Below are 22,755 nucleotides of genomic sequence, written 5' to 3' on the forward strand. Positions count from 1 at the left end.
GACGGAGGAGGGAAGGCTTACAAGCGCATGGAACGGACGACTCCCTGATGGATGACGAGGGGGCGGACCGGTCGCCCGACGACCCCGAGCGGGCGTCCGGCGACGAGTCCGACACCGTCGAGGAGCCGGGAAGCGGTGACACCGGCTCCCCCGACGCCGCCCCGGACACGGATGGGCCCGGGGGGACGGCAGATCCGACCGTCGAGGAGTCCAACGCCGAACCGGGAGCCGACGGGGGGACCGCGGCGCCCGACGATGGGACCGACGACGCGCCGGACGAGGAGGGCGGTGAGGCGGTCTCCCAGGCCGATCTCCCGCCGGCCGGCGACCCGGACGCCGACTACGGGCCGGACGGCGAGTGGGAGGACCCGTTCCCGGACGTGGAGACGGAGCCGCCGGAGGTCGAGTTCGACGACGAGGCAGACGCGGCCTATCCGGCGAACCCGAACGTTCCGGAGCAGGACCCCTCGTTCGACGACGGCGGGGCCGAGGCCGTCGACGCGGCCGCCGGTGAGACCGTCGGGCCGGCCGAGTCCGACGGCGGCTACGCCGACCCCACCTCGACGACGACCGTCGAGGGGGGCGGCCTCCAGGACGGTCCCGAGACGGACCAGGAGATGCCGCTGGCGGACCACATCGAGGAGATGGTCCGGCGCCTGGGCGTCGTCATCGTGGTGCTGGCGGTCGTCTCCGCGGTCGTCTTCCCCTTCGCCGAGCGCATCATCAACTTCCTCTGGTTCTCCTACCTGCCCGGGTCGATCGGGCAGTGCCCGGCCAACCCGGACATCTCGCAGGGGGGCGCGGCCTGTGCGCGGGTGTACAACCCGCTGGCGCTCATCTTCGCACGGCTGAAGACGGCCACCCTGGCGGGGCTCATCGTCTCGCTCCCCGTCTTCGTCTACGAGACGTACCTGTTCATGCGGCCGGGGCTCTACCCCACCGAGCGGCGCTACTACCTCGCCAGCGTCCCGACCAGCCTCGTCCTCGCGGCGGCCGGGGTCGCCTTCGCGCACCTGCTCGTCCTGCCGGCCATCTTCACCTACTTCGTGTTCTACTCCGAGGACGCGACGGTCATCGCCTTCGGCCTCACGGAGACGTTCGACCTGATGGTGCTGATGCTGGGCGGGTTCGCCATCATCTTCCAGATCCCCCTGTTCGTCAGCCTGGCGCTGATGATGGGGCTGGTCACCCGGCGGTGGATGGCGACCAAACGGCTCTACTTCTGGGGTGCCTTCGCGGGCCTGGCCTTCCTGTTCAGCCCCGACCCGACCGGGATGGCACCCATCATCGTCGCCGTGACGATGATCGTCCTCTTCGAGGGAACGCTCCTGCTGGCGAAGTGGACCGGGCGGAGGTAGGGCGACCCGTCGTAGCTACGCGATGACGAGCCACGCGCCGAGGACGACGAGCGCGCCCAGCGCGGTGCTTGCGACCGCGTGGAGCCGGAGGCGGTCGAGAAGGTGGTGCGCCTCGCCGTCCATCTCGTCGAGGCGCGCCACCCGGCCGACCTCGCCGCCGAGTTCGCACTCCGGCAGGAAGTCCATCGCCACGTGGAGGAAGACCCCGGCGGCGAAGCCGAAGACGGCGGCGCTCACGGTCGTCGTGAGGGGCGGCTGGACCACCGCGACCGGGATGGCCGCCAGGGCGACACCCGCCGCCGGGAGCAGGAGGACGGAGACGCCGCGACCGGCGTGGCGGAGCCGGCGGGCCGCGGCGTAGCCCGCAGGACCCTTATGTGAGACGATGGCGAGGCCGAGCAGGAGTCCGGGGTCCGGGAGCGCGGCGTAGATGACCCCGATGATGAGCCCGGCGGCCAGCGAGTGGGCGGCCAGTTCCGCGGCCGCGGAGTTGAACCGGTCGACGTGCGCGAGACGGTGGCTGGCAGTGTGGGAGGCGTAGCCGGTCAACAGCCCGGCGGCGACGCCGAAGCCGCCGATCTTCGGCGCGAGGCCGAACGCCTGCGGCAGCAGGAACACCGCCGCCGAGGTGACCATCGCGCCGGCGGCGAGCCCGTAGCCCCAGACGAGGCCGAAGGCGTCCCGCGTCCGGGCGGCACGGCTCCCCATGACGGCCGCGCCCGCCATCGCGACGAACGCGACCCAACCGATGACCAGTAGCTTCCACAGCCCCATCGTGACGCCGAGCGCGGAGACGGCGAGGAACCCGACGAAGCCGGCGAGTCCGACCGTCGACACCCCGTCCATCCGGTCAACCACCGACTCGTCGCTCCGCGTCTCTGCACTCATTCTGATAACAAATCAGACGCTTTCGTTAATAGCGTTGTCGGTGTCGTGAGTCGGCTGTTAATAACCGGGCGGGCCGGCGTCAGCGGGTCGCCTTCTTCCAGGTGCGCAGGTCCAGTACCTCGCCGTCGAGGTCCTCGGCCGGTGCCTCGACCGCCGCCCAGTGGAACATGTCGGCCACCTCCTCGGGGTCGCGGCCGGGACCGTCGCCCGTGAGCGTCGTGGAGAGCTGGCCGGGGTCGACGACGCCGACCGTCGCGTCGAGTTCAGCCGCGAACTGGCGGGCCAGCGCCTCCGAGAGGGCCTTCGAGACCGCGTAGCTCCCGAGTCCGGGTTTCGGGTCGCGCGCGATGCTCCCCGAGGGGACGAGCACCCGCGCGTCGTCGGCGAGGTGGGGCACGGACTCCCGGATGGTGGCGAACACCCCTCGGCCGTTCGTGCGGAGGTGGTCGTCGAACGTGGCGTAGGACTCCTCGGAGATGGGGGTATCGCCGGGGTCGCCGTGGTAGACGCCGGCGTTGGCGAAGACGACGTCGAGGGGGCCGCCCTCGCGGGCCACGGTCTCGGCGAACCGCTCGACGTCGAACTCGTCGCGGACATCGGCGCGCTGTGTCGTCGCCTCGCCGCCCGCCTCCACGGCCTCGGCCGCGACCTCGTGCAGTGCCTCCTCGTCCCGGGCACAGATGGCGACGTGGGCGCCCGCCGCCGCGAACCGGTGTGCGACCGCGGCGCCGAGTCCACGGCTGCCACCCGTAATGAGTACGTTCATCACCGGACCAACGACCGACGCGCTCATGGCCGTTTCCCCCGCGGCAGCCCGTGAGCCAGGGGCGGGCCGACGGCCTCGACGAGCGGGGCGAAACCGCCGTGACGGACCCGAGGCGCCGCGTACGCGAACCCTTTTGCGCGTCGACACCGTACATACGGCAGTCGAATGCGTCGCCTGCCCCCGATTTCGCCCCCCCGCGTGGGGTTGGTCCTGCTCGTCGTCGCCCTCGTACTCGCGCCGGTCGTCCCCGCCGTCGGCGCAGGGGCGATGGTCCCGGACGCCCGGCTGACGATATCGGACGTGTCGACCGCGCCGACCGCGCCGACGGCGGGCGAACCGGTGACGGTGAGTCCGACGGTGTCGCTGTCGGCCGGGAGCGCCGCCACCGTCGAGATCGAACGCGTCGAGCTCCGGAACGACTCGACGACGCTCGCCCGCGCCGTGGGGCCCGGGTCGCTCTCACAGGGGGACTCCCTGACGGTCGGTCTGGTGACCGAGTTCACCGACCCCGGCCGGAAGGACCTGACGCTGGTCGCGGTCGGGAACTCGTCGACGGAGAACGAGACCGTCCGGATCGAGCGACCGCTGTCGCTCGTCGTCCGTGACGCTCCGCCCCGGCTGGAGGTGACGGCCCCCGGCCCGGTCGCTGGCGTCGAGGGCCGGGTCGCCGTCGAGGTGTCGAACCCGAGCGCGAACGCCATCAGCGACGTGCAGGTGACGCTGGAGGACGACCGCGCGGTCCGGAAGCGCGCCACGGTGCCGACGCTCGCGGCCGGCGCGACGACGATCGTCAACCTCTCGATGCGGCCGAGGACCGGCGAACAGCCGCTGGTCGTGAAGACGGCGTACACGACGTCGACAGGGGTGCGTGACGTGACCGAACGCCGGGTGATCGTGGACGCGGTGCCGCTGCGCGAGGACGTCGGGGTCTCGGTGACACGGGTCCCGCCGCCGGAGCAGCAACAGGCCGACGGGGGGGTCGCCTCGCTGCTGGGCGGCGTCGGCGGGCTCGCCGGGGCCGGTGGGGGTGGCGGCGGTGACGGCGCGCTGCAGCAGGAGGGCGGCGGCGAGGGTACCGCCGACCGCGTGCAGGTGGCGGTGACGAACTTCGGCAACGCGCCGCTCGAGGACGTGGTCGTCCGGCCGCGTGCGGGCGACCAGCGGCTCCCCCGCGGCTTCGTGGGCCGGCTGGCCCCCGGCGAGGAGGGGACCGTCGTGGTCGACCTCTCGGGAGTCGAGGGGTCGGCCACGGTGGTCGCGACCGCGAACTACACCGTCGCGGGGACGGCCCCCGCCGGCCTACGCGACGCCGACGTGGGCGAGGCCGACGCCCAGGTCCGCGAGGGGAGCGCCCGGGGGACCTTCCAGTACCGCCAGCCGACCGGCGAGGTCCGCGTGACCGACGTCTCCCTGTCGTTCACTGACGACGGCAGACTCCGCGTCAGCGGCAACGCCGGCAACATCGGGACCGCACCGGTCGACGGCGTGGTCGTCTCGATGGGGAGCAACGAGCACGTGTCGCCGGCCTACCCCGGCCGGAGCTACTTCGTCGGCACCGTCGATGGGAGCGAGTTCGCCCCCTTCGAACTGACCGCCGACGTCGACGCCGAGAACGCCACCGAGGTCCCCGTCGAGGTGACCTACGTCGTCGACGGCGAGGAGCGGACCCGGGTGGCGGCGCTCCCGTACGACCGGAGCCTGGAGCCGCCAGGGGGCGACCGTGGCGGCCCCCTCTCGCTGGGGCTCACGCCGCTCGCAGGACTGGGCGCGGCGGTCGCACTGCTCGTCATCGGCGCGCCGCTCGCCTACCTCCGCCGTCGATGAGTGGACGCGACGCGCCGGCCGATGGGACGGCACCCGGCCGGAGCGACGACTCGACGCCCAGCGGCGCGGCGGGCGGCGACACCGCCAGGACGGGAACGCCGCTGGAGCTGGTAGACGTGGTGAAGCAGTACGACTCCGGCGCGGAGACGGTGCGGGCGCTGAAGGGCGTCGACTTCGCGGTCGAGCGCGGCGAGTTCGTCTCCGTCATCGGCCCCTCCGGCTCGGGGAAGTCGACGATGCTGAACCTGCTGGGCCTGCTCGACGTGCCCACCTCGGGCGAGGTGCTGCTGGACGGGGTGGACGCCGCGACGTACGACGACGCCGAGCGGACCGACGCCCGCCGGGAGTACATCGGCTTCGTCTTCCAGTCGTTCTACCTCATCGACGCGCTCACCGCGACGGAGAACGTGACGCTGCCGACGGTGTACGAGCGTGACCCGGAGGCCCGCGCCCGGGCGGAGGACCTGCTGGAGCGGGTCGGCCTCGGCGACCGGCTGGACCACCGGCCTACGCAGCTGTCGGGCGGGCAGAAACAGCGCGTCGCCATCGCCCGCTCGCTCATCAACGAGCCCGCCGTCGTGCTCGCCGACGAGCCGACCGGGAACCTCGACCAGGACACCGGTACGGCGGTGCTGGAGGAGTTCGCGGACGTCTGCGAGCAGGGCGTCGCCGTCGTGACGGTCACCCACGACCCGCTTGTCAACGAGTTCGCGGACCGGGTGGTCGAGCTCACCGACGGGGTGATACGGGATGTCCGGTGAGGACGAGGGGGCAGGCGCTCGATCGGGCGCGGACGGGGCCGAGGGTCGACTCGGCGTGCTCGCCCGGTTCCCGTCGGTGTTGATGGCCCGGCGGAACCTCTCGCGCAACCGCCTGCGCTCGGGGCTCGCGGCGCTGGGCATCGTCATCGGGGTGCTGGCCATCGCCACGCTGGGCATCTTCGGCAACGTCCTCCAGCTGTCGGCGACGAACGAGCTGGGCGGCATCGGCAACCAGGTCATCGTCAGCCCGAACGAGGACGCCGGCCGGGAGACGCTCTCCCCGCGCGACGTGGCGACCGTCGAGCGGGTCGCCGAGGGTCGTGGCACGGCGGTCCCGCTGGTCACCGACGGCGCCATCGTGCGCGCGCCGAACGGGGAGACGTTCGCCCAGCTCTACGGGCTGGACCGGCCGCGGGCGCTGTTCACCGCGCGCGAGGGCCGGGTCCCCGAGTTCCACCGCCAGGGCGCCCTGGTCGGCGAGTCCGTCGCCGACCGACTCGGGGTCCAGCCGGGTAGCGCCGTGGAGATCGAGGGCCAGCGGTTCCGCGTCATCGCGGTGCTGGCCGAGACCGACGACATCTCGCCCATCCAGCCGTCGAACGCAGTCGTCCTCCCGCGCGACGCGTTCGCCCAGAGCGCACCCAGTCAGGTCGTCGTGCAGGCGGGCTCCGGCGAGGACGCCAGCTACGTCGCCGGGACGGTCCGCGAGCGGCTGAACGCCCGGGAGCAGCGGGTGAGCGTGTTCGAGCTCTCCAGTATCCTCGACCGGATCAACGAGTTCTTCGGCCTGCTGAACGCCTTCCTCATCGCGCTGGGCGCGGTGTCGCTGATCGTCGCCGGCGTCGCCATCTTCAACGTGATGCTGATGTCGACGACCGAGCGCCGCGGGGAGATCGGCGTTCTCCGGGCGGTCGGAGTCCAGAAGGGCGACGTCCTCCGGACGCTGGTGGTGGAGGCGGCGCTCCTGGGCGTGCTCGGTGGCCTCGGCGGCGTTCTGTTGACGCTGCTGGCGGTCGTCGCCCTGCTCCAGTTCACCCCCATCGGCGCGGACGTCGTCTTCGACCCGAGCAACGGCGCCTATCTGGTGGTCGCCTTCTCCTTCGGCGTCGTTATCAGCCTCGCCTCGGGGCTCTACCCCGCGTACAAGGCCGCAAACGAGGAGCCGGTCGACGCCCTCCGGGACTGACAGCCGCCGCCTGTGGGACCGGGCGTTCGGCACCGAGGCCGGAGCAGCGCCACGGCGTGACGCCGGTGACGCGTCGGTCCGGACCGCGCCACGGTCCGGAGCCGCGAGGTCGCCCCCGGCCCGCTCGCGACCCGGACGTCCGGGCCATGGCGGGGCAGCTCCACCCCGGGTGGCCCACGCAGTAGGCGGCGAGGAACGGGTCCATACGGACACCCCGAACGCGTCGGATGCGGCGATAGAAGTCGGGGGAACCGTCGTATCCGGAACGTACGTCCGATATCCGCACTGATGACGACGAACCCACGACGTTGGGCGGAAACCCACGCCGACGCGGGCCGCCGCTCGGCGCCGGGGGCGCTCCGGGTGGAGGGGCATCGTTATCAGCGCGGGCGCCGTCGGTCCGCCGTGGACGGAATCGACGCGAGTACGGTGCTTTACGCCCCGCCGGAGGCGGTGTACGAGTTCATCGAGGACTTCTCCGGCTACACGGACTACTCCCCGCATCTGGACGCCGTCCATCAGGACGGTGACGGCGACGTCGGCACGGACTACGAGATCGCGGTCTCCTGGTGGCGGCTCTCCTACACCTCCCACACCCGCGTGACGGCCACGGACCGGCCGAACCGCATCGACTGGCGGACCACCCGTGGCCCCAAGGCGCGGGGCTACTGGGGAATCGAGCCACAGGACCCGCCGTCGGGCCGGGACCACGCCACCCGGCTCCGCCTACGCATCCAGTTCGACCCGGACACGTTCGGGTCGGTGCCGCTCGCGGGGTGGACGCTCGACCGGCTGTTCGACCGCGTGCGACCGCTCATCGTCGACGAATCCGAGCGGATCGTGGCCGCGATGGCTCGCGATATCGAGGGGGAGTCGCGGGCCGTCGACCTGGAGGTCCATCGCGGGCCCGAGAGCCTCTGAGCGCCGCTGGAGCGGAGGGATACGGGGAGGGTGCCGGCAGCGAAGAGGTCGGTGGTAGTGGGGACGTAGGCCCGGGCCGGTGGGGCCCGGACGTACATGGCAGCGGGTAGTGTCCTCCGCGCCGGCAGCCAGGTTAGCGGCCACGATCTACCGTCAGTTACTCCTCACATAGTCGGCCGGTTTACACGAGACGGCGACGCGATCCGGCGGCGTTCCGACGACCCCGCGGTACCGACCCGGGGGCGCGACGGGCGGGACCGTCCGAGGTACTCAGTCGTCGGCGTCCTGCATCCGGTCGCCGAAGTCCCAGCTGTACAGCCGCGACGGGTCGATCCGGATACGGACCTCCTCGCGGTCATCGTCCAGCAGCCGGTCGCCGAGGGCGTTCTCCGTGCCGCCGAGGTAGCGGTCGAGCAGCGCCCGCAGGAGCGACTTCTCCGTATCGGGTTCGAGCGTCGCCGTCCCCGCCCCCCGGACGCCACGGTACGGGGGGTCGTTGGTCGAGACCTCGAAGGCGACGTCGTCATCGTGCTCGACGTAGCGGATCACGTCGGCGTCCGCACCTGTCGCACACCAGAGCGCGTCGTCCCAGGGGAGGAACCAGAGCGAGAGCATCCACAGGCCGCCGTCCGGCGTCCGGCAGGCGAGCCGAACCGGCACGACCGTCTCGGCCAGGAAGGCCGTGGCCTCGGACCACGACCAGCATCCGGTGACGTTCACGCGCCTCCGTACGGGCGCCCGCCGCAACTACCTTCCGGCGGCCGGGGCGGCCACGTCAGTCGAGCCGGCCGGGTCGGTCCCGCTCGGGGAGGGACTCGTAGACGAAGTAGCCGACCACGAGGAGGACGAACAGGGCGGTCGCCGACATGGCGCCCACGCCGCTGGCGAAGCCCGGCGTGTTGCCGAGGGCGAGCAGCCCGACCCGTACCGCCCCGCCCCCGAGCCAGGCGACCGACGCCAGCACCACGAGCAGCATGAGCGTGACGACCGGACTCCGGTCCTGACGCTTCATACCCGAGTATACGAGCGACCGGGATTAAGCGTGCCGTCCGAGCGGACGGCGGGGTGGAACCCCCGGTGCGGGTCGAACGGCGCTCACCCGGGCCCGTCGAGCGCCGGGAGCGACGCCATCCCACCGAGGTCCAGCCCGCGGACGAGACTCGCGGCCGCCGCCAGCGGGTCGCGCGTCTCGGTCGAGGGGGGCGAGCCGTCGAACAGCGGCGCCAGGAGCGCCCGGCGGGGCCCGGGGCGCTCGAACAGGCCGTGACAGTACGTCCCGGCGGCGTTCCCTCGGGCGGCGCTGGCGGGGCCGACCGGCCGCCCGACGGGGTCGAGTGCGGTCGTCTCGCCGGCGTGGATCTCGTAACCCGAGACCGTCGGCGGGCCGTCCGGGCCGACCCCGGCGGCCGAGAACGGGCCGGCCGGCGTCAGGTCGTGCTCGGCCCGGGTCACGCGCTTGTGGGGCGCAAAGCGCGTGACGACCGGGAGCAGGCCGAACCCCTCGACGGTGCCGTCGGCGTGCGTGCTCTCGTGTTCGACCCGTTCGAGCCGCCGTCCGAGGAGCTGGTAGCCGCCGCAGACGCCCAGCACCGGCCCGTCGAAGGCCCGGAGTTCGTCGCCGAGGCCGGCCTCGCGGCAGGCCAGCAGGTCGTCGACCGCGTTCTTCGTCCCGGGGAGCAGGACGGCGTCGGCGTCCGCGAGGCTCGCCCCGGGCGGCCGGAAGGCGACCCGGACGCCGGGAGTCCGGGCCAGCGGGTCCACGTCCGTCGCGTTCGAGAGCCGGGGGAGCCGGACGACGGCGACGGTGACCGACGCGTCGTCGGGGACGCCGTCGTCCCCACCGCGCCGCGCGCGCTCGTCGCGGGCCGGCAGCGAGAGGCTGTCCTCGTCCGGGAGCCCGGGGTCGTCGTACGGGAGCACGCCGAGCACGGGGACGCCGGTCCGGTCCTCGAACGCCTGGATGCCGGGCGCGAGCAGCGACCGGTCGCCCCGGAACTTGTTGATGACCGCGCCCGCGACCCGCTCGCGGACGTCCGTGGGCAGGAGCTCCAGCGTCCCGACCAGCGACGCGAAGACGCCGCCGCGCTCGATGTCGGCGACGAGCAGCACCTCGGCGTCCGTCGCCCGCGCCGTCTCGATGTTGGCGAGGTCGCGGTCGTGGAGGTTGATCTCGGCGATGCTCCCGGCCCCCTCCGCGACGACGACGTCGTGCCCGGCCGCGAGCCGGCGGTGGGCCGCGACCGCCGCCTCGCGGGCCCGCTCCCAGTGGTCCTCGTAGTAGGAGTCGGCGCTGTAGTGGCCGACCGCGACGCCGTCGACGATGACCTGGCTCTCGCCGTCGCCGCGGGGCTTCAGCAGCACCGGGTTCAGGTCCGTCGTCGGCGCGACGCGGGCGGCCCGGGCCTGGGTGTGCTGGGAGACGCCGATCTCCCCCCAGGTGCCCCCGCCGCGCTCGCCCTCGGCGCCCGCCCAGGCTGGCCCGTCGTCCCCCTCTCGGACGGGCGCGGGCCGGAGCGCGACGTGGGCGTTGTTGCTCATGTTCTGCGCCTTGAACGGCGCGACGTCGACGCCGGCGTCGGCCAGCGCCCGGCAGAGGCCCGCGACGACGGTGGACTTGCCGACGTGGCTGGCGGTGCCCGCGACGAGCAGGGTGTGGGCGTCGGGGGTTTCGTCGCCGGCGGTCATCTACAGCGCCTCCACGAACCGGTCGAAGGCGCCGCTTGCCGCGTGGACGTGGGCGTAGGTCCCCAGCGTGCAGTGCTCGACCAGGCCGTCGTGGTCGCCGTCGATGCCGTCCCCCCGGACGGTGTCGAACGCGAACCGGGCGTCGCGGCCGAGCGTCGCCGACGAGTAGTGGAACTCGTGGCCGCGCAGGCGCCTCCCGGCGGGGGCCGTCAGCGCGGCGCCGTCCCGCGGCTCGAGTTCGACGTGGTCCAGCGCCTGGTAGCGGTCACACATCTCGACCTCCGCGGGGAGGACGCCCGCCATGGCGTGCGTGCCGTCATCGGTCGTCAGCGACTCGGCCAGCGTCATCAGCCCGCCACACTCGCCCAGGATGGGGAGCCCGTCGGCGGCCCGAGCCCCGAGGTCGTCGAGCGTCCCGCCCGCGGCGAGGGCGGCCGCGTGGAGCTCGGGGTAGCCGCCGGGGAGGTAGACGCCGTCGCAGTCGGGCACCGGGTCGCCCGCGACCGGCGAGAACGTCGTGACCGTCGCGCGGTCGCCCAGCCGCTCCCGAGTCGCCGGGTAGCAGAAGCGGAACGCCGCGTCCTGGGCGACGGCGACACGCTTGCCGGTGGCGTCGCCGGCCGCGGGCCCCGTCTCGGGCTGCCGGGCCTCCCGTGCGAGGTCGAGCAGCCGGTCGGCGCGGACGTGCGCGGCGGCATCGGACAGCGCCGCGTCCGGGAGCGGGTCCTCGTCGCCCATATGGAGGCCGAGGTGTCGCTCGGGGACCTCCAGGTCGCCGGAGGGGGGGATGCGGCCGAACCAGGTCAACGCGTCGGGGAGCGCCTCGCGGACCCCCTCGGCGTGGCGGCCGCCGTGGGCGCGCTGGGCCAGCACGCCCGCGACCTCGATGTCGTGGCCGGTGTGGGCGGCGTACTCGCGGAAGCCGAGCGCCGTCGCCGCGACGCTCTCCATCCCGGCCTTCGCGTCGACGACGAGCACGACCGGGAGGTCAAGCGCCGCGGCGGTGTCGGCGGTCGAGGAGACGGTGCCGTCGTACAGGCCCATGACGCCCTCGACGACCCGGAGGTCACCGTCGTCGCGGTGGAAGTTCCGGCGGACGCCCGCCTCGCCCTCGAGCCACGGGTCCAGCGTTCGCGACGGATGGCCGGTGACGGCGCGGTGGTGGCTCGGGTCGATGAAGTCCGGCCCGGCCTTGCCCGCGCGGACGTCGACGCCCGCGTCCGCGAGCGCCCGACAGACCGAGAGCGTCGCGACCGTCTTCCCGACGCCAGAGGACGTCCCCGCGAGGACGAACCCCCTCATTGGTCCCCCCCGTCGGCGTCATTCGTCCCCCCAGCTCCGGCCGCCGGCCCGCCGTCGGCCGTCGCGTGGCCCGTCCCCACGTCGGCCAGCAGGCGGTCGTAGACGACCCGGACCCGCTTGCGGACCGCGCCCATGTCGAGACCGGCGTCCGTGGCCAGCGCCAGCGCGCCGCCCATACCGACGCCCTCCTTCGCCTCGCCGCGGGCGTACGCCCGCATCGCGGGGTGGTCGCGTCCGTCGAACGCCGGGTCGGTCACCCGCACCGTGGCGTCGGCGGCGTCGGACAGGCCCCGGAGGTCGGCGCTCCCGTCGGCGGCGACGAACGCGGTCGTCGCGAGCGTCAGGTCGGCGTCGACGCCGGCGTGTCGGGCCAGCAGCGCCGCCGCCGCCTGCTGGGTGCCGCCCGCCAGCGTCACGTCGGCACCCGCCGCGGTCGCGCCCTGCACCAGTCCGAGGGTCGCCGCCAGCGTCGGGTCGCCCATCGTCCGGACCGCGGCGACGGGGGCCCCGGAGCGGTCACCGGGGTCGAGCCCGCTGGCGTCGAGCCCCTCGCGAACCACGCGCCGCTTCAGGTCGAGTGGGTTCGCCGCCAGCGACGACGAAACCGGCGCGCGCTCGCCGAGCGCCGCGAGGACGCCGAACGCCGTCGTGGTCCCACCGGGAACCGTCTCGGCCAGCCACAGGTCGTCCGTCTCGTCGGCGAGCGTCCGCCCGTGCTCACGAGCACGGTCGACGATCCCGTCGGCGTCCGGGACCGCCTCGGCGTCACGGACGTCCGCGCCCGGGCCGTCGGCGACGGTCGTCGACGCCGCGCCGGTCGGGGCCACGAGGCCGGCGTCGACGACCGACGCGTCGAACCCCAGTCGCTCGCGCACGGCGCGGGTCACGACCGCCGGGGTCGGGCAACCGGAGGGACTGACCGGGACGACAGGGGCCGTCGTGGGGGACCCGTGCAGGAGGATCTCGGCGTCGGCGCTCGGTGTGTGGGCCATCAGCGCCGGGTCGGCGCCCGCGGCGCTGATGCCATCGATGCGCGCGGTCTCGGTCCCGCCGGCGACGAGGACGAACCGGGTCATGGGCGCCCCCGTGGCCCGTCGGTCGCGTGTCGAATCACTACGTTTGTTCTGTGGACAAACGAACTTGAATCCGTCGGCAGGCGGGCGCCGATACCCCACCACCAGCTATATGTGGCACGCACACTCACGCAAGTATACAACCCGACTTGGTGTAAACCAAGCGAGCTTTCAACAGTGACACGGACTACCGACGCGCTGGTGCTGGTCGCACGGGAGTCGCCGGCGGCCGCGGGCGTGCTGGGGACCCACGCCCGCCGGCTGCGCGAACAGGAACTGGCGGACGCGGTCCACGTCGCCACCTGGGTGGAGGAGCCGGGCCGCGAGTTGCGCGCGCGGTTCGCCAGCGTCGAGGCGGACCGGGTCTTCGTCGTCCCGGTGCGGGCGGCCCACGCCCGGGCCACCACGGACGGCGTGCCGACCGCGTTCGACGCGCTCGACGGGGCCGTCCGCTACTGCGAGCCCGCGGGCCCCTCGCCCGGCGTGACGGACGCGCTCGCCGCGCGCGCGGCCGAGCAGGTCGAACCGGGCCGGGACGCCTCGCTCCTGCTCGTGGGGCTGGGTAGCGGCGACCAGCCGTTCGAGCGCCAGGCCGCCGACTACCACGCCGCGCGGCTCCGCGAGGCCACCCCGTACGGCCAGGTCACCAGCGCCTTTCTCCTCCAGAACCCGGCCGTCGAGTGCGCCCGCTACCAGCTGAACAACGACCGGGCCGTCGCGGTACCACTGCCGCTGGTCCCCTCGGCCGCGACGACCGACCGGATGCCCCGGAAGCTCGAGCTCGACCGCGGCGGGCTGGCCTACGCCGACCCGCTCGGGGACCACCCCGCCGTCACGGACGCCATCGCGGCCCGGGTGGCCGAGCGCCGCGCGGGCGAGGACGGCCCCACGGTCTCGTTCGAGGACGAACTCGCTGCGGAGGCCCAGCAGCTCGCGACGGACGGCGACGGGCGGTCGCTGTAACCCGGATATTTCCTCTCAGCTCCCCGTTTCCGTCGGATATGGGGAGAACAAGCGCGTAAAACAGGGCCCAGTACCGTTATCCGGGTCGCTACGCCCGGCGCACGACCAGCACCGACAGGTCCGAGAACGGCGTGTCCTCCCGCCCCTCTCCGCCCGCGTGCTCGGCGAGCGCGCCGAGCGTCGACCGCGTGACCGCCTCGTCGTCGTGCGTGAGCCGCTCCAGCACGAGCGCCGGGAGTGTCGGGGCCGCACCCGCATCGAGCAGGTCCGCGGCGATGTCGCCGGGCATCAGGTCGAACGGCCGGGGCAGCACGAGCAGGTGGCGGTCGCCGACATCGCGCCGGAGCCGCTCGCGCGCCTCGGTCAGGTCGCCGCGGCGGTGGAGCGTGACGAACGTGCTCTCCTCCATCGGCGTCCGGGCCCGCGAGGCCGCGAGCTGGAGCGAGGAGATGCCCGGGACGACGCGAACGGGTCGGTCGACGTGGCGCTCGACCCGCCCGACCAGCTGGTAGCCCGAGTGGTTCGGGTCACCCATCAGGAGGGCCGTCCCGCGGGCGCCCTCCCGGACGCGGTCGGCGAACGTCGCCAGGGTCTCGGCCTGGTCGCGGTAGCCGCATTCGAGCACCTCGCCGGTCGCGTGCTCGCGGACCACGTCGACGACCGTCTCGAAACCCACCAGCACGTCGGCCTCGCGGACGGCGCGCCGGGCGCGGGGAACCAGGTACTCCGGGTTCCCGGGCCCGACGCCGACCGCGAACACGGGCGGGTCGTCGCCGTCCTCGGTGCTGGCGTCGGTCTGCCGACCGCCGGTACCGGCCGGCTCGGGTGCTCGCGCGGCGAAGGCGGTCGGGTCGTCGAAGCCGTCGTCGGACGGCTCCGGGTCCTCGGCGTCGCTCACTGGCCGTCCTCCGGGTCTGCCGCACGGTCGTCTCGCGGGTCGCTGGCCTCGCGGCGCTGCCGCTCGTCGGGGGCTTCGCCCCCGCTCTCCCCGCTCGACCGGCTCGCGGTCGCTACCGAGACCGCCCCCTCGCGAGCGTCGCTCGCCACGTGGACGAGTTCGTTCGTCAGACCCGCGGCGAGGCCGCTGCCGCCGCGACGCCCGACGTTCGTGATGGCGGGCACGCCGTGCTCGTCGGCGACCTCGCGGAGCCGTTTCCGGGAGTCGGCGGCCTTCACGAAGCCGACGGGCGTGGCGACGACGGCGGCGGGCCGCGTGCCGTCCTCGATGCAGTCGGCCAGGGCCAGTGCCGCCGTCGGCGCGTTGCCGACGACCGCGATGGCGCCGTCGTAGACGCCCTGCCGGTCGAGTTCGAGCACGGAGGCGGCGGTCCGGGTCATCCCCGTCTCCGCCGCCAGCTCCGCCCCGTTGCCGATGGCCTTCCGCACCTCGCAGGAGTGCCCGCGGCCCGTGATGCCGGACTTGACCATCGTGATGTCCGTCACGATTGGTGCCTCGGCAAGCACCGCGCGGGCGCCGGCGCGAGCGGGTTCGGACTCGTCGGCGCCGGTGAACCGGACGAGATGCTGGAACTCGGGGTCGCCCGTCGCGTGGACCGCCTTCGCGCGGAACCGGTCGGCCAGCGTCTCCTGCGGGACCAGTTCGTGGACCCGATCCATGCTCGTCTCGGCGATCTCCATCGCGTTCTCCGTCGTCGCGCCGAGGTCGGCGTACGCCTCGACGCCGTCGTCGGCCGCAGCCCCCCCGTCGGTCGCCGTCTCCTCAGTCGTCATCGCTGGTCACCTCCGGGGTCGTGCCGCCCGCGTCACGCGCCTCGACGGCCCCGTCGGCACGGAGGTTGGCGTCGCGCAGGTCGTCCAGCATCGCGTCGTCGGCGTCCCAGAGGCCGCGCTCGGCCGCCTCCAGCAGCGTGTCCGTGATGGACTCAAGCGCCCACGGGTTCACCTCCTGGAGCCACTCCTGGCGCTCCTCGTCGAGCGCGAACTTCTCGGCCACGTCGTCCCAGAGCCCGTCGCTGATGACGCCGGTGGTTGCGTCCCAGCCCAGCACCACGTCGACCGTGGTCGAGAGGTCGCCGGCGCCCTTGTAGCCGTGTTCCTCCATCGACTCCAGCCACGCCGGGTTGAGGACGCGGGCCCGCATCGCCTTGCGGACCTTCTCCTCGTTCGTGTAGACGTCGACCCGCGACGGGTCCGAGGTGTCCCCGACGTAGGAGGCGGGCTCCTCGCCGGCGGTCTCGGCGACGGCGGTGATGAAGCCGCCGTGGAAGGCGTACCAGTCCGAGGAGTCGAACTCGTCCTGCTCGGCGGTGTCCTCGATCTTGACGGTGGCCTCGACGCTCCCGAGGCGGCGCTCGAAGGCGTCGTGGGCCTCGCTCACCGTCCCGCGCGAGCCCATCGCGTAGCCGCCCCACTGGACGTACACCTCCGCGAGGTCGCTTCGGTCGTCCCAGTTGCCCTCGTCGACCGCCTTGTTCGTCCCGGCGCCGTAGCCGCCGGGCCGGGTGGTGAAGACGCGCTGTTTGGCGGCCGAGCGCGCGTCGTCCGGGTCCAGCCCGTCGGCCGCGAGGTCCTCGGCCTCCTCCTCGACGTGCTTCCTCACGAAGTTCATCTCGTGGGGCTCGTCCAGGTCGGCCACGAGGTCGACGGCGTCGTGGACGACGCCGGCGGCCGCGGGGAAGGCGTCCCGGAACAGCCCCGAGACGCGCGTGGTCACGTCGATGCGCGGCCGCCCCAGTTCGTCGAGCGGAATCGCCTCCACGTCGTCGACGCGGCCGGCGTCGGTCCAGACCGGGCGAACGCCCATCAGCGCGAGCACCTGGCCGACCGTCTCGCCGCGCGTGCGGACCGTCGGGGTGCCCCACGCGACGACGCCGACCTCCTCCGGGTACTCGCCCTCGTCTCGCGGCTCGCTCCGCTCGCCGCTCGACCGTTCGGCGGCGCTTCGTGCCGCCTGCTCGTCGTGGTGTCGCTCGGCCACGCCATCGGCGACCTTCTTCCCGGCGTCGTAGGCGTGCTTCGCGGGCACCTTCCGCGGGTCCAGCGTGTAGAAGTTCCGCCCCGTCGGCAGCAGGTCGGCGCCGCCGCGGGTGGGTGCGCCGCTCCCGCCCGGCGGGATGTACTCGCCGGCCAGCGCGTCCGCGGTCCGCGGAACCTCCTGTCGGGCGCCACCCACCCGCGGCGCGGCCTCCTCGCAGATGAACTGCAGGGCCTCGCGGAGGTCGTCGTGGGCGCCCGGCCGCGCCCGGGCGTCCCCGAGCGGGTCGATGTCGACCACGAGGAGGTTCAGGTTCGTCTCGCCGGGGCCGGCCTCGGCCTCCGAGGCGGGCAGGTCGAACTCGTGGGCCGCGAGGGTCTCGACCAGTTCACAGCAGGTCTCGTACACCGCGTCGGCGGCCTCCGCGTAGGTCGTCCCGAGGTCGTCGTCGTAGGCGCCCGGCGCGTCGAGCATCCGGTCCGGGTCGACACCGAGGGTGCCGGCCACGCTGTCGCGGAGGCTCGGCGCGCCCGGGTTCTCCAGCCGCGTCAGCGCGACCAGATACTCGACGAGGCGGTCGCCGGCCGGGGGCTCGCTCATCGTGTGCAGCCCCATCCGGATCTGTGTCGTCTTCACGTCCGTCAGGTAGTCGTGGATCCGCGCGACGAGGTCGTCGATGTCGGCCTCGTCACCCGCCACCTCGCCCGCCGCGAGCGTCGTCCCCGCCTCGTCGGGGCCGCGGACGTCCGCCTGCTCGTCGATCTCGCCCGCGATACCGAGTTCCACCGCGAGGTCGGCGTCGTCGACGGCCGCCCGGATGCGCTCCTCGAGGGCCTGCCCCTCGTCCGGGCGCGCGCCGGTCGTGCCGGCCTCGCGGTACTCGCTGGCCAGCTCCTCCAGCTCGGCCAGTTCGTCGTAGGTCCCCGCGTTGGCCATCGGCGGGGTGAGGTAGTCCACGACGGCGGCGTAGGAACGCCGTTTCGCCTGCGTCCCCTCGCCGGGGTTGTTGACGATGTACGGGTAGACGTTCGGGAGGTCGCCCACCAGCGCGTCGGGGGCGCTCTCGCCGTCCAGGCCGACCGTCTTGCCCGGGAGCCACTCCAGCGAGCCGTGCGTGCCCAGGTGGACGACGGCATCGGCGTCGAACTCGTGGCGGAGCCAGCCGTAGAACGCGGCGTAGTCGTGGGGCGGCTGGAGGTCCGAGTCGTGGTAGACCTTCGAGGGGTCCATCCCGAAGCCGCGCGGGGGCTGGACCGTGACGAGGACGTTCCCGAACTCGACGCCGGGGATGGCGAACGGGCGCCCGGGCGGGTCGCCCCACTCCGCGACGACGTTCTCGCGGAACGAGGGGTCCATATCGGCGAACCAGTCGGCGTAGGTGTCGGGGGCGACCGTGTCGACCGAGAGCTCGCGCACGTCCTCGGGCGCGACCCAGCGGTCATCGAGCGTCAGCTGGGCGGTCAGGCGCTCGACGAGCGCCTGGCCGCTCTCCGGAAGGGGGTCGGCTCCCCCCCTGCCGCCGAGGTCGTAGCCCCGGTCGTCCAGCTCTTCGAGCAGGTTGACCGTGCTCGCCGGCGAGTCGAGGCCGAACGCGGTCCCGATGCCGTCGTCGCTGGGCGGGTAGTTGTGGAGGACGACGGCGACCTGCTTGTCCGCGTTCTGGGTATGCCGGAGCCGGGCCCAGTTGACGGCCAGGCTCGCGGCGTGGCTCACCCGGTCCTCGATCGGGAAATGCTGTTTCGGTGCGGTACCGATGCCGGCCTCGTCGTCGGTTCGCTCCTTCCCACTGATGGGATGGGTGATGACGTTACCGTCGAACTCCGGGAGCGCGACGGACAGGGCGAGTTCGAAACCCATCACGCCCGTATCGCTGGAGTCGTAGCGTGACCGCGAGCGCATCGTCGTCACCGTCTGGATGACCGGTACGCCGAGCCGGTCGAGGAAGACGTCGCCGCCGCCCTCGTCGTCGGCGCTGCGGCCGCGCTCGTCCATCGAGAGCGAGAACATGAACGACGAGAGCATCGCGTCGACGATGGGGTCGCCCGTCTCGTCCGTCAGCCAGTTGTCGACGACCCACTCGGCATCGTGCTGGTCCGGGTCGTCCTCGGCGGGGTTGCAGAAGACGGGAAGCGCGTCGGCCCCCTGCGACTCGATGGCCCGGACCTGCGCGTCGACGTAGCGGAGGTTCTCGTGGGTCCAGTGGGACTCGTAGAACCAGACGCCGACCGTCGGCGTGTCCGGGTCGAGCGTCGCGGCCAGTTCCTCGTAACTCGCGCCCGGGTGGTCGGGGTGGTAGACGCCCTCCGTCGGGAGCGGGACGGGGTCGTCGTACTCGCGCGTCTCGTCGCCGAACCGGTCCACCAGGTAGCGGATGCAGTTGGCGACGTTCGCGGTGCCGCCGCGGTCGAGGTAGTCACAGACCCGCTCGCGGGTGTCGCCGTCGACGCTGGTGTCCTCGATGGCGAAGGCGTCGCCGGTCGCCTTCACGACCAGCGGGACGCCCGCCTCGCGCAGCCGCTCGACCGCGTGCCCGTAGCCGGGCATCGAGTCCTCCGCGCCGTGGAGCCAGAGCACCACTACGGTCGCGTCGGTCAGTTCGTCGACGAACGCGTCCGCGTCCTCGGGGCCGTCGAGGTCGCTCTCGGACCGCACGATGAGGTCGGCGTCGACCTCCGCGGCCGCCCGGCCGACCGCGCCCAGTTCGTTCTCCGTCGCCGTGTACAGGCCGATGGTAGGCATAATGTTGTTAAACCTCCGTTGCAATCGGACAACTATGGTTGATTTCGCCCGCAACAAAAGCCTATCGGGGGGCAAACCCCCCGAAGGTGACGAGGGGCCGTCTCTTACCGACGTCGTCGGGCAGGAAGAGCTCAAGCGGGCTCTACTCGCAGTCGGGGCGAGCGACGCGCTGTCCGGGCTACTGATCCGCGGCGAGAAGGGGACCGCCAAGTCGACCGCCGTCCGGGCGCTGGCCGACCTACTGCCCGAACAGCGGATCGTTGCGGACTGCCCGTTCGGCTGCCACCCCGAACCGGACGCGGACCCCGCCGCGCCGCCACAGTGCCCGGACTGCCGGGCGCGGGTCGACCCGCCGGTCGGGACTCGTCCGACGCCGCTGGTGACGCTCCCCCTGGGCGCGACCCGGGACCGGCTCGTCGGGACGCTCTCGGTCGCCGACGCCCTGGAGGGCGAGGCGACGTTCGACCCCGGGCTGTTGGCCCGGGCGAACCGCGGTGTCCTCTACGTGGACGAGGTGAACCTGCTGGACGACCACCTCGTCGACGCGCTGCTGGACGCCGCCGCCAGCGGTGTCAACCGGGTGGAGCGGGACGGCGTCTCCGTCCGGCATCCGGCCGCGTTCACGCTCGTCGGGACGATGAACCCGGAGGAGGGCGACCTCCGCCCGCAGTTCCGCGACCGGTTCGACCTCCAGGCGACCGTGACCGGACTCGACGACACCGACGACCGGGTACGGGTGCTCCGTGGGGCGCTCGCGCGGGACCGCGGGGAGGCGGCGTCGACCGACGAGACGGCGGGCGCCGACGCCGACCACGCCGCCGACCTCCGGCGGGCCCGCGAACGGCTGGCCGCCGACGAGGTCCACCTCCCGGACGAGTTCGCCGCGGAGGTGGCCGAATGCTGCCGGGACGCGGGCGTCGACGGCCACCGGGCCGACATCGCCACGGCCCGCGCCGCGCTCGCCGTCGCCGCGCTGGACGACCGCTCCCGCGTCCTCGAACCGGACGTGCGCCGAGCGGCCGAGCTCGCGCTGCCCCACCGGCTGCGCTCGACGCCGTTCGAGGACGCCCCCGAGCCCGAGGACCTGCTGGACGAGCGGTTCGACGACGGCGAGGACGGAGCGGAGGGGAGCGACGGGGCCGACGACGGCGAGGGAGGGCCGACGGAGGACGGAGGCGACCCCGGCACCGACGGCGGGCAGGGGGATGGCGACGGTGAGACGGGTGGCGACGGAGACGGCCCCGGGGGTCGGGGAGCAGGTCCCGACGAGCACGGTCCCGAGGCCGACGACCGGGACGGGGGCAGTCCGGACCGTGAGGCGGGCGCGGACGACGCCGAGGAGCCACCGGACGGTCCGACACCGACACCCCGGGACGGCGACGCCACGGACGAGGGGTACGAGGCGCCGAGCGCGGAGCCGGAGCGTGACGACGACCCGACCGACCCCGAAGGGGACGACGAGGCAGCACCCGCGACCCCGCTGCTCCCGGGCCAGGCCCGCGCCGAGGCGGGCGAGGCGCGAGCGCCGGATCTGCCGATGCCCGACGCGCCCGAGGCGAACGACGGGGCCGGTGCCGGGTCAGCGACTGCCCGGGGCGGCGAGGGAGGCCCCAGGGTGCGGACGCGGCGCGCGGACGCCGACGGCGACGATGGGGTCGACGCGGCGGCATCGGTCCGGGCAGCGGCGTCGGCCGGGCGCGAGGGCGTGACCGAGCGCGACCTCCGGGCCTCCGTCCGGGCGGGCGACGCGACGACGCTCGTCCTGTTCGTCGTAGACGCGAGCGCGTCGATGCGGCCGGCGATGCGGGCCGCGAAGGGGACCCTGCTGGAGCTGCTGCGCGAGTCCTACGCGGCCCGCGACGAGGTGGGCCTGGTGACGTTCGCCGGTGACGGCGCGGAGGTGGTGCTGCCGCCCACCGACAGCACGAGTCGGGCGGCACGACACCTGAAGGAGCTGCCGACGGCCGACCGGACGCCGCTGCCCGCCGGGCTGCGGACCGCGAGCGAGGTGCTAGCGCGCGCGGACCCGACGGCGAGCGCCGTCGTCCTCGTTACCGACGGCCGGGCGAACGCCACGGACGGGAGCCCGACCGCGACGACCCGCGAGGCGGCCGCCGCGCTCGGTGAGACGGCCGACCGGACGCTCATCGTCGACGCCGGCGAGGGGCGCGGACTGGTCGACACGGTGGCCCGGGCGACCGAGGCGACCGTCGTCGGGCTCGACGCCCTCTCGGCCGACCGGGTCGACGCCGTCGCGGGGGCGGCGAGCACAACCAGGGAGTAGTTCGCTCGAAAGTTTTACAACCTGGCTTGTCCTGTTGCAAGTGTAGTTTCCAATGTCGCAGTCAGCCCCGCCCGCCTCGCGGGCATCGACCGTCCAGGACCGGATCGCCGCCGCTCGAACCTCGCTGACCGCCACGCAGCTGGCCATCGGGACCGCGCTGGTCGCCGGGCTCCTCGTCCTGCTGGTGTTCGCGGGCGAGCCGGCCGTCCACGAGTCGCTCCACGACGCGCGCCACGCTGCCGGTATCGTCTGTCACTGATGCTCGCCGCGTACGCGCTCCGCGGGCTGAAGGCCGGCCTCGTCGCGGGGCTCACGTTCGGCCTGTTCGTCGTCCTCGTCGCGTCGCCGCTGGTCGCCGTCGCGGAGGAGCGTGCCGGCCACCACGACACGGGCGGGGAGCACGGCGACGAGCACGCGGCCCACGTCGCCGTCGGGCCGGCCGAACTGCCGGCGTCGGCGCTGTCGACCGTCACGAACCTCCTCGGTGGCGTCGGCTGGGGTGTCCTACTCGGCGTCGGCTTCGGCGTCGCGTACTACCTGCTGGAGCCTGCCATCCCGGGGGCGGGCGACAGCTCGATCCTTCTGCTCGGTGCGGCCGGGCTGGTGACGGTGTCGGGCGCGCCCTGGCTCGCGGTGCCCCCGCAGCCGCCGGGCGTCGAGGGGGCGCCGCTCGAGGCGCGCGGCCTCTGGTACGGCGCCGCGCTGCTGGCGGGGGCCGCGGCCTGTCTCCTCGGCGGCGCCCTCTACGGTCGGTTGGCGGACGCCGGTCGCGACCGGCGGGTTGCCGTCGCCGTGGCCGCGCTGCCGCTCGCGGCGCTGCTCGCTCTGCCGGTCGTCGCCCCCGCCGTCGGCGGCTCGGGCCCGCTGGTCGCGGCCTACCGGGGTGTCGTCCTCAGCGGGCAGGTCGGCCTGTGGCTCGTCCTGACGACGGTCTTCGCCCGGCTCCACCGCCGGGGGCTCGACCGCGACGCGACCGTCACCGCCGGCCCGACGGTCGCGCCGAGCGACTGATCACGGGCGAAGCTCACCCGTACTTTCCTCACGAATCTCTCCCGTCGAACGGCCCGAAC

At 73.7% G+C, this 22,755-nt stretch carries 19 protein-coding genes; 9 read left to right on the forward strand and 10 right to left on the reverse strand.

Features of this window, described 5'->3' with window-relative positions:
- The first annotated feature begins 47 nt into the window (after window positions 1–47).
- Window positions 48–1,358: a twin-arginine translocase subunit TatC gene (locus DP107_RS21040; RefSeq protein WP_144260502.1), complete on the forward strand. Its 1,311-nt coding sequence runs from the start codon at window positions 48–50 to the stop codon at window positions 1,356–1,358.
- Between the two features lie 15 nt (window positions 1,359–1,373).
- On the opposite strand, the gene DP107_RS02260 is transcribed toward DP107_RS21040, so the two are convergent.
- Complete coding sequence (locus DP107_RS02260; protein WP_238330739.1) at window positions 1,374–2,246, reverse strand: ZIP family metal transporter; 873 nt, start codon at window positions 2,244–2,246, stop codon at window positions 1,374–1,376.
- A gap of 79 nt (window positions 2,247–2,325) precedes the next feature.
- Complete coding sequence (locus DP107_RS02265) at window positions 2,326–3,012, reverse strand: SDR family NAD(P)-dependent oxidoreductase (protein WP_144260503.1); 687 nt, start codon at window positions 3,010–3,012, stop codon at window positions 2,326–2,328.
- 165 nt (window positions 3,013–3,177) lie between these two features.
- Between DP107_RS02265 and DP107_RS02270 the strand changes: the two genes are divergently transcribed.
- The 4 genes from DP107_RS02270 to DP107_RS02285 all read left to right on the forward strand — a co-directional run bounded on the left by DP107_RS02270 (window position 3,178) and on the right by DP107_RS02285 (window position 7,704).
- On the forward strand, window positions 3,178–4,836 hold the full coding sequence (locus DP107_RS02270) for a COG1361 family protein (RefSeq protein WP_144260504.1): 1,659 nt from the start codon (window positions 3,178–3,180) through the stop codon (window positions 4,834–4,836).
- The gene (locus DP107_RS02275) at window positions 4,833–5,597 is read left to right on the forward strand and encodes an ABC transporter ATP-binding protein (RefSeq protein ID WP_144260505.1); all 765 of its coding nucleotides are present in this window, start codon (window positions 4,833–4,835) and stop codon (window positions 5,595–5,597) included. Before DP107_RS02270 ends, DP107_RS02275 begins: the two co-directional genes overlap by 4 nt.
- Complete coding sequence (locus DP107_RS02280; protein ID WP_144260506.1) at window positions 5,587–6,783, forward strand: ABC transporter permease; 1,197 nt, start codon at window positions 5,587–5,589, stop codon at window positions 6,781–6,783. The genes DP107_RS02275 and DP107_RS02280 overlap by 11 nt, the downstream gene beginning before the upstream one ends.
- Window positions 6,784–7,188: 405 nt before the next feature.
- On the forward strand, window positions 7,189–7,704 hold the full coding sequence (locus DP107_RS02285; protein WP_144260507.1) for a type II toxin-antitoxin system RatA family toxin: 516 nt from the start codon (window positions 7,189–7,191) through the stop codon (window positions 7,702–7,704).
- A gap of 270 nt (window positions 7,705–7,974) precedes the next feature.
- Here DP107_RS02285 and DP107_RS02290 read toward each other — a convergent pair whose 3' ends face one another.
- From DP107_RS02290 to DP107_RS02310, 5 genes are all read right to left on the reverse strand, one after another.
- Window positions 7,975–8,424 (reverse strand): pyridoxamine 5'-phosphate oxidase family protein, encoded by a 450-nt coding sequence (locus DP107_RS02290; RefSeq protein ID WP_144260508.1) that lies wholly within the window; start codon window positions 8,422–8,424, stop codon window positions 7,975–7,977.
- 55 nt (window positions 8,425–8,479) lie between these two features.
- A complete protein-coding gene (locus DP107_RS02295) occupies window positions 8,480–8,716 on the reverse strand; it encodes a hypothetical protein (protein WP_144260509.1) in 237 nt (78 codons plus the stop codon).
- Between the two features lie 83 nt (window positions 8,717–8,799).
- A complete protein-coding gene (locus DP107_RS02300; RefSeq protein WP_144260510.1) occupies window positions 8,800–10,389 on the reverse strand; it encodes a cobyric acid synthase in 1,590 nt (529 codons plus the stop codon).
- Window positions 10,390–11,691 (reverse strand): cobyrinic acid a,c-diamide synthase, encoded by a 1,302-nt coding sequence (locus DP107_RS02305; RefSeq protein ID WP_144260511.1) that lies wholly within the window; start codon window positions 11,689–11,691, stop codon window positions 10,390–10,392. It abuts the gene before it with no gap.
- Complete coding sequence (locus tag DP107_RS02310; RefSeq protein ID WP_144260512.1) at window positions 11,688–12,767, reverse strand: nicotinate-nucleotide--dimethylbenzimidazole phosphoribosyltransferase; 1,080 nt, start codon at window positions 12,765–12,767, stop codon at window positions 11,688–11,690. Before DP107_RS02310 ends, DP107_RS02305 begins: the two co-directional genes overlap by 4 nt.
- A 174-nt stretch (window positions 12,768–12,941) precedes the next feature.
- Between DP107_RS02310 and DP107_RS02315 the strand changes: the two genes are divergently transcribed.
- Entirely contained in the window at window positions 12,942–13,727 is a 786-nt protein-coding gene (locus DP107_RS02315; RefSeq protein ID WP_144260513.1) for a CbiX/SirB N-terminal domain-containing protein, read from the forward strand.
- An 88-nt stretch (window positions 13,728–13,815) separates the two neighbouring features.
- On the opposite strand, the gene DP107_RS02320 is transcribed toward DP107_RS02315, so the two are convergent.
- Genes DP107_RS02320 through cobN form a run of 3 tightly spaced genes read right to left on the reverse strand, consistent with a single transcriptional unit; the run spans window position 13,816 to window position 19,401 of the window.
- The gene (locus DP107_RS02320; protein WP_144260514.1) at window positions 13,816–14,625 is read right to left on the reverse strand and encodes a cobalt-precorrin-7 (C(5))-methyltransferase; all 810 of its coding nucleotides are present in this window, start codon (window positions 14,623–14,625) and stop codon (window positions 13,816–13,818) included.
- A complete protein-coding gene (locus DP107_RS02325) occupies window positions 14,622–15,458 on the reverse strand; it encodes a precorrin-8X methylmutase (protein ID WP_144260515.1) in 837 nt (278 codons plus the stop codon). Before DP107_RS02325 ends, DP107_RS02320 begins: the two co-directional genes overlap by 4 nt.
- On the reverse strand, window positions 15,448–19,401 hold the full coding sequence (gene cobN / locus DP107_RS02330; protein WP_144260516.1) for a cobaltochelatase subunit CobN: 3,954 nt from the start codon (window positions 19,399–19,401) through the stop codon (window positions 15,448–15,450). The genes DP107_RS02325 and cobN overlap by 11 nt, the downstream gene beginning before the upstream one ends.
- A gap of 34 nt (window positions 19,402–19,435) precedes the next feature.
- Here cobN and DP107_RS02335 point away from each other — a divergent pair, with 34 nt between their 5' ends.
- The 3 genes from DP107_RS02335 to DP107_RS02345 are packed head-to-tail and all read left to right on the forward strand — an operon-like array spanning window position 19,436 to window position 22,696.
- Window positions 19,436–21,685: a VWA domain-containing protein gene (locus DP107_RS02335; protein WP_144260517.1), complete on the forward strand. Its 2,250-nt coding sequence runs from the start codon at window positions 19,436–19,438 to the stop codon at window positions 21,683–21,685.
- 52 nt (window positions 21,686–21,737) lie between these two features.
- Window positions 21,738–21,944 carry a CbtB domain-containing protein gene (locus tag DP107_RS02340; RefSeq protein ID WP_144260518.1) on the forward strand — a complete coding sequence of 69 codons (207 nt, stop codon included), beginning with the start codon at window positions 21,738–21,740 and terminating at the stop codon, window positions 21,942–21,944.
- Window positions 21,944–22,696, forward strand: coding sequence for a CbtA family protein (locus DP107_RS02345; protein WP_144260519.1), 753 nt, complete (start codon window positions 21,944–21,946; stop codon window positions 22,694–22,696). The genes DP107_RS02340 and DP107_RS02345 overlap by 1 nt, the downstream gene beginning before the upstream one ends.
- The last annotated feature ends 59 nt before the right edge of the window (window positions 22,697–22,755 follow it).

This window comes from Haloglomus irregulare (assembly GCF_007421925.1).
GTDB classification, from domain to species: domain Archaea; phylum Halobacteriota; class Halobacteria; order Halobacteriales; family Haloarculaceae; genus Haloglomus; species Haloglomus irregulare.

Bases quoted from the DNA above. Each gene is read 5' to 3' on its own strand.
- DP107_RS02335 (WP_144260517.1), top strand. From the start codon at position 19,436: ATGGTTGATTTCGCCCGCAACAAAAGCCTATCGGGGGGCAAACCCCCC.
- DP107_RS02260 (WP_238330739.1), bottom strand. From the start codon at position 2,246: ATGAGTGCAGAGACGCGGAGCGACGAGTCGGTGGTTGACCGGATGGAC.
- DP107_RS02275 (WP_144260505.1), top strand. From the start codon at position 4,833: ATGAGTGGACGCGACGCGCCGGCCGATGGGACGGCACCCGGCCGGAGC.
- DP107_RS02280 (WP_144260506.1), top strand. From the start codon at position 5,587: ATGTCCGGTGAGGACGAGGGGGCAGGCGCTCGATCGGGCGCGGACGGG.
- DP107_RS21040 (WP_144260502.1), top strand. From the start codon at position 48: ATGGATGACGAGGGGGCGGACCGGTCGCCCGACGACCCCGAGCGGGCG.
- DP107_RS02310 (WP_144260512.1), bottom strand. From the start codon at position 12,767: ATGACCCGGTTCGTCCTCGTCGCCGGCGGGACCGAGACCGCGCGCATC.
- DP107_RS02340 (WP_144260518.1), top strand. From the start codon at position 21,738: ATGTCGCAGTCAGCCCCGCCCGCCTCGCGGGCATCGACCGTCCAGGAC.
- DP107_RS02305 (WP_144260511.1), bottom strand. From the start codon at position 11,691: ATGAGGGGGTTCGTCCTCGCGGGGACGTCCTCTGGCGTCGGGAAGACG.
- DP107_RS02325 (WP_144260515.1), bottom strand. From the start codon at position 15,458: ATGACGACTGAGGAGACGGCGACCGACGGGGGGGCTGCGGCCGACGAC.
- DP107_RS02295 (WP_144260509.1), bottom strand. From the start codon at position 8,716: ATGAAGCGTCAGGACCGGAGTCCGGTCGTCACGCTCATGCTGCTCGTG.
- cobN (WP_144260516.1), bottom strand. From the start codon at position 19,401: ATGCCTACCATCGGCCTGTACACGGCGACGGAGAACGAACTGGGCGCG.
- DP107_RS02265 (WP_144260503.1), bottom strand. From the start codon at position 3,012: ATGAACGTACTCATTACGGGTGGCAGCCGTGGACTCGGCGCCGCGGTC.
- DP107_RS02345 (WP_144260519.1), top strand. From the start codon at position 21,944: ATGCTCGCCGCGTACGCGCTCCGCGGGCTGAAGGCCGGCCTCGTCGCG.
- DP107_RS02270 (WP_144260504.1), top strand. From the start codon at position 3,178: ATGCGTCGCCTGCCCCCGATTTCGCCCCCCCGCGTGGGGTTGGTCCTG.
- DP107_RS02300 (WP_144260510.1), bottom strand. From the start codon at position 10,389: ATGACCGCCGGCGACGAAACCCCCGACGCCCACACCCTGCTCGTCGCG.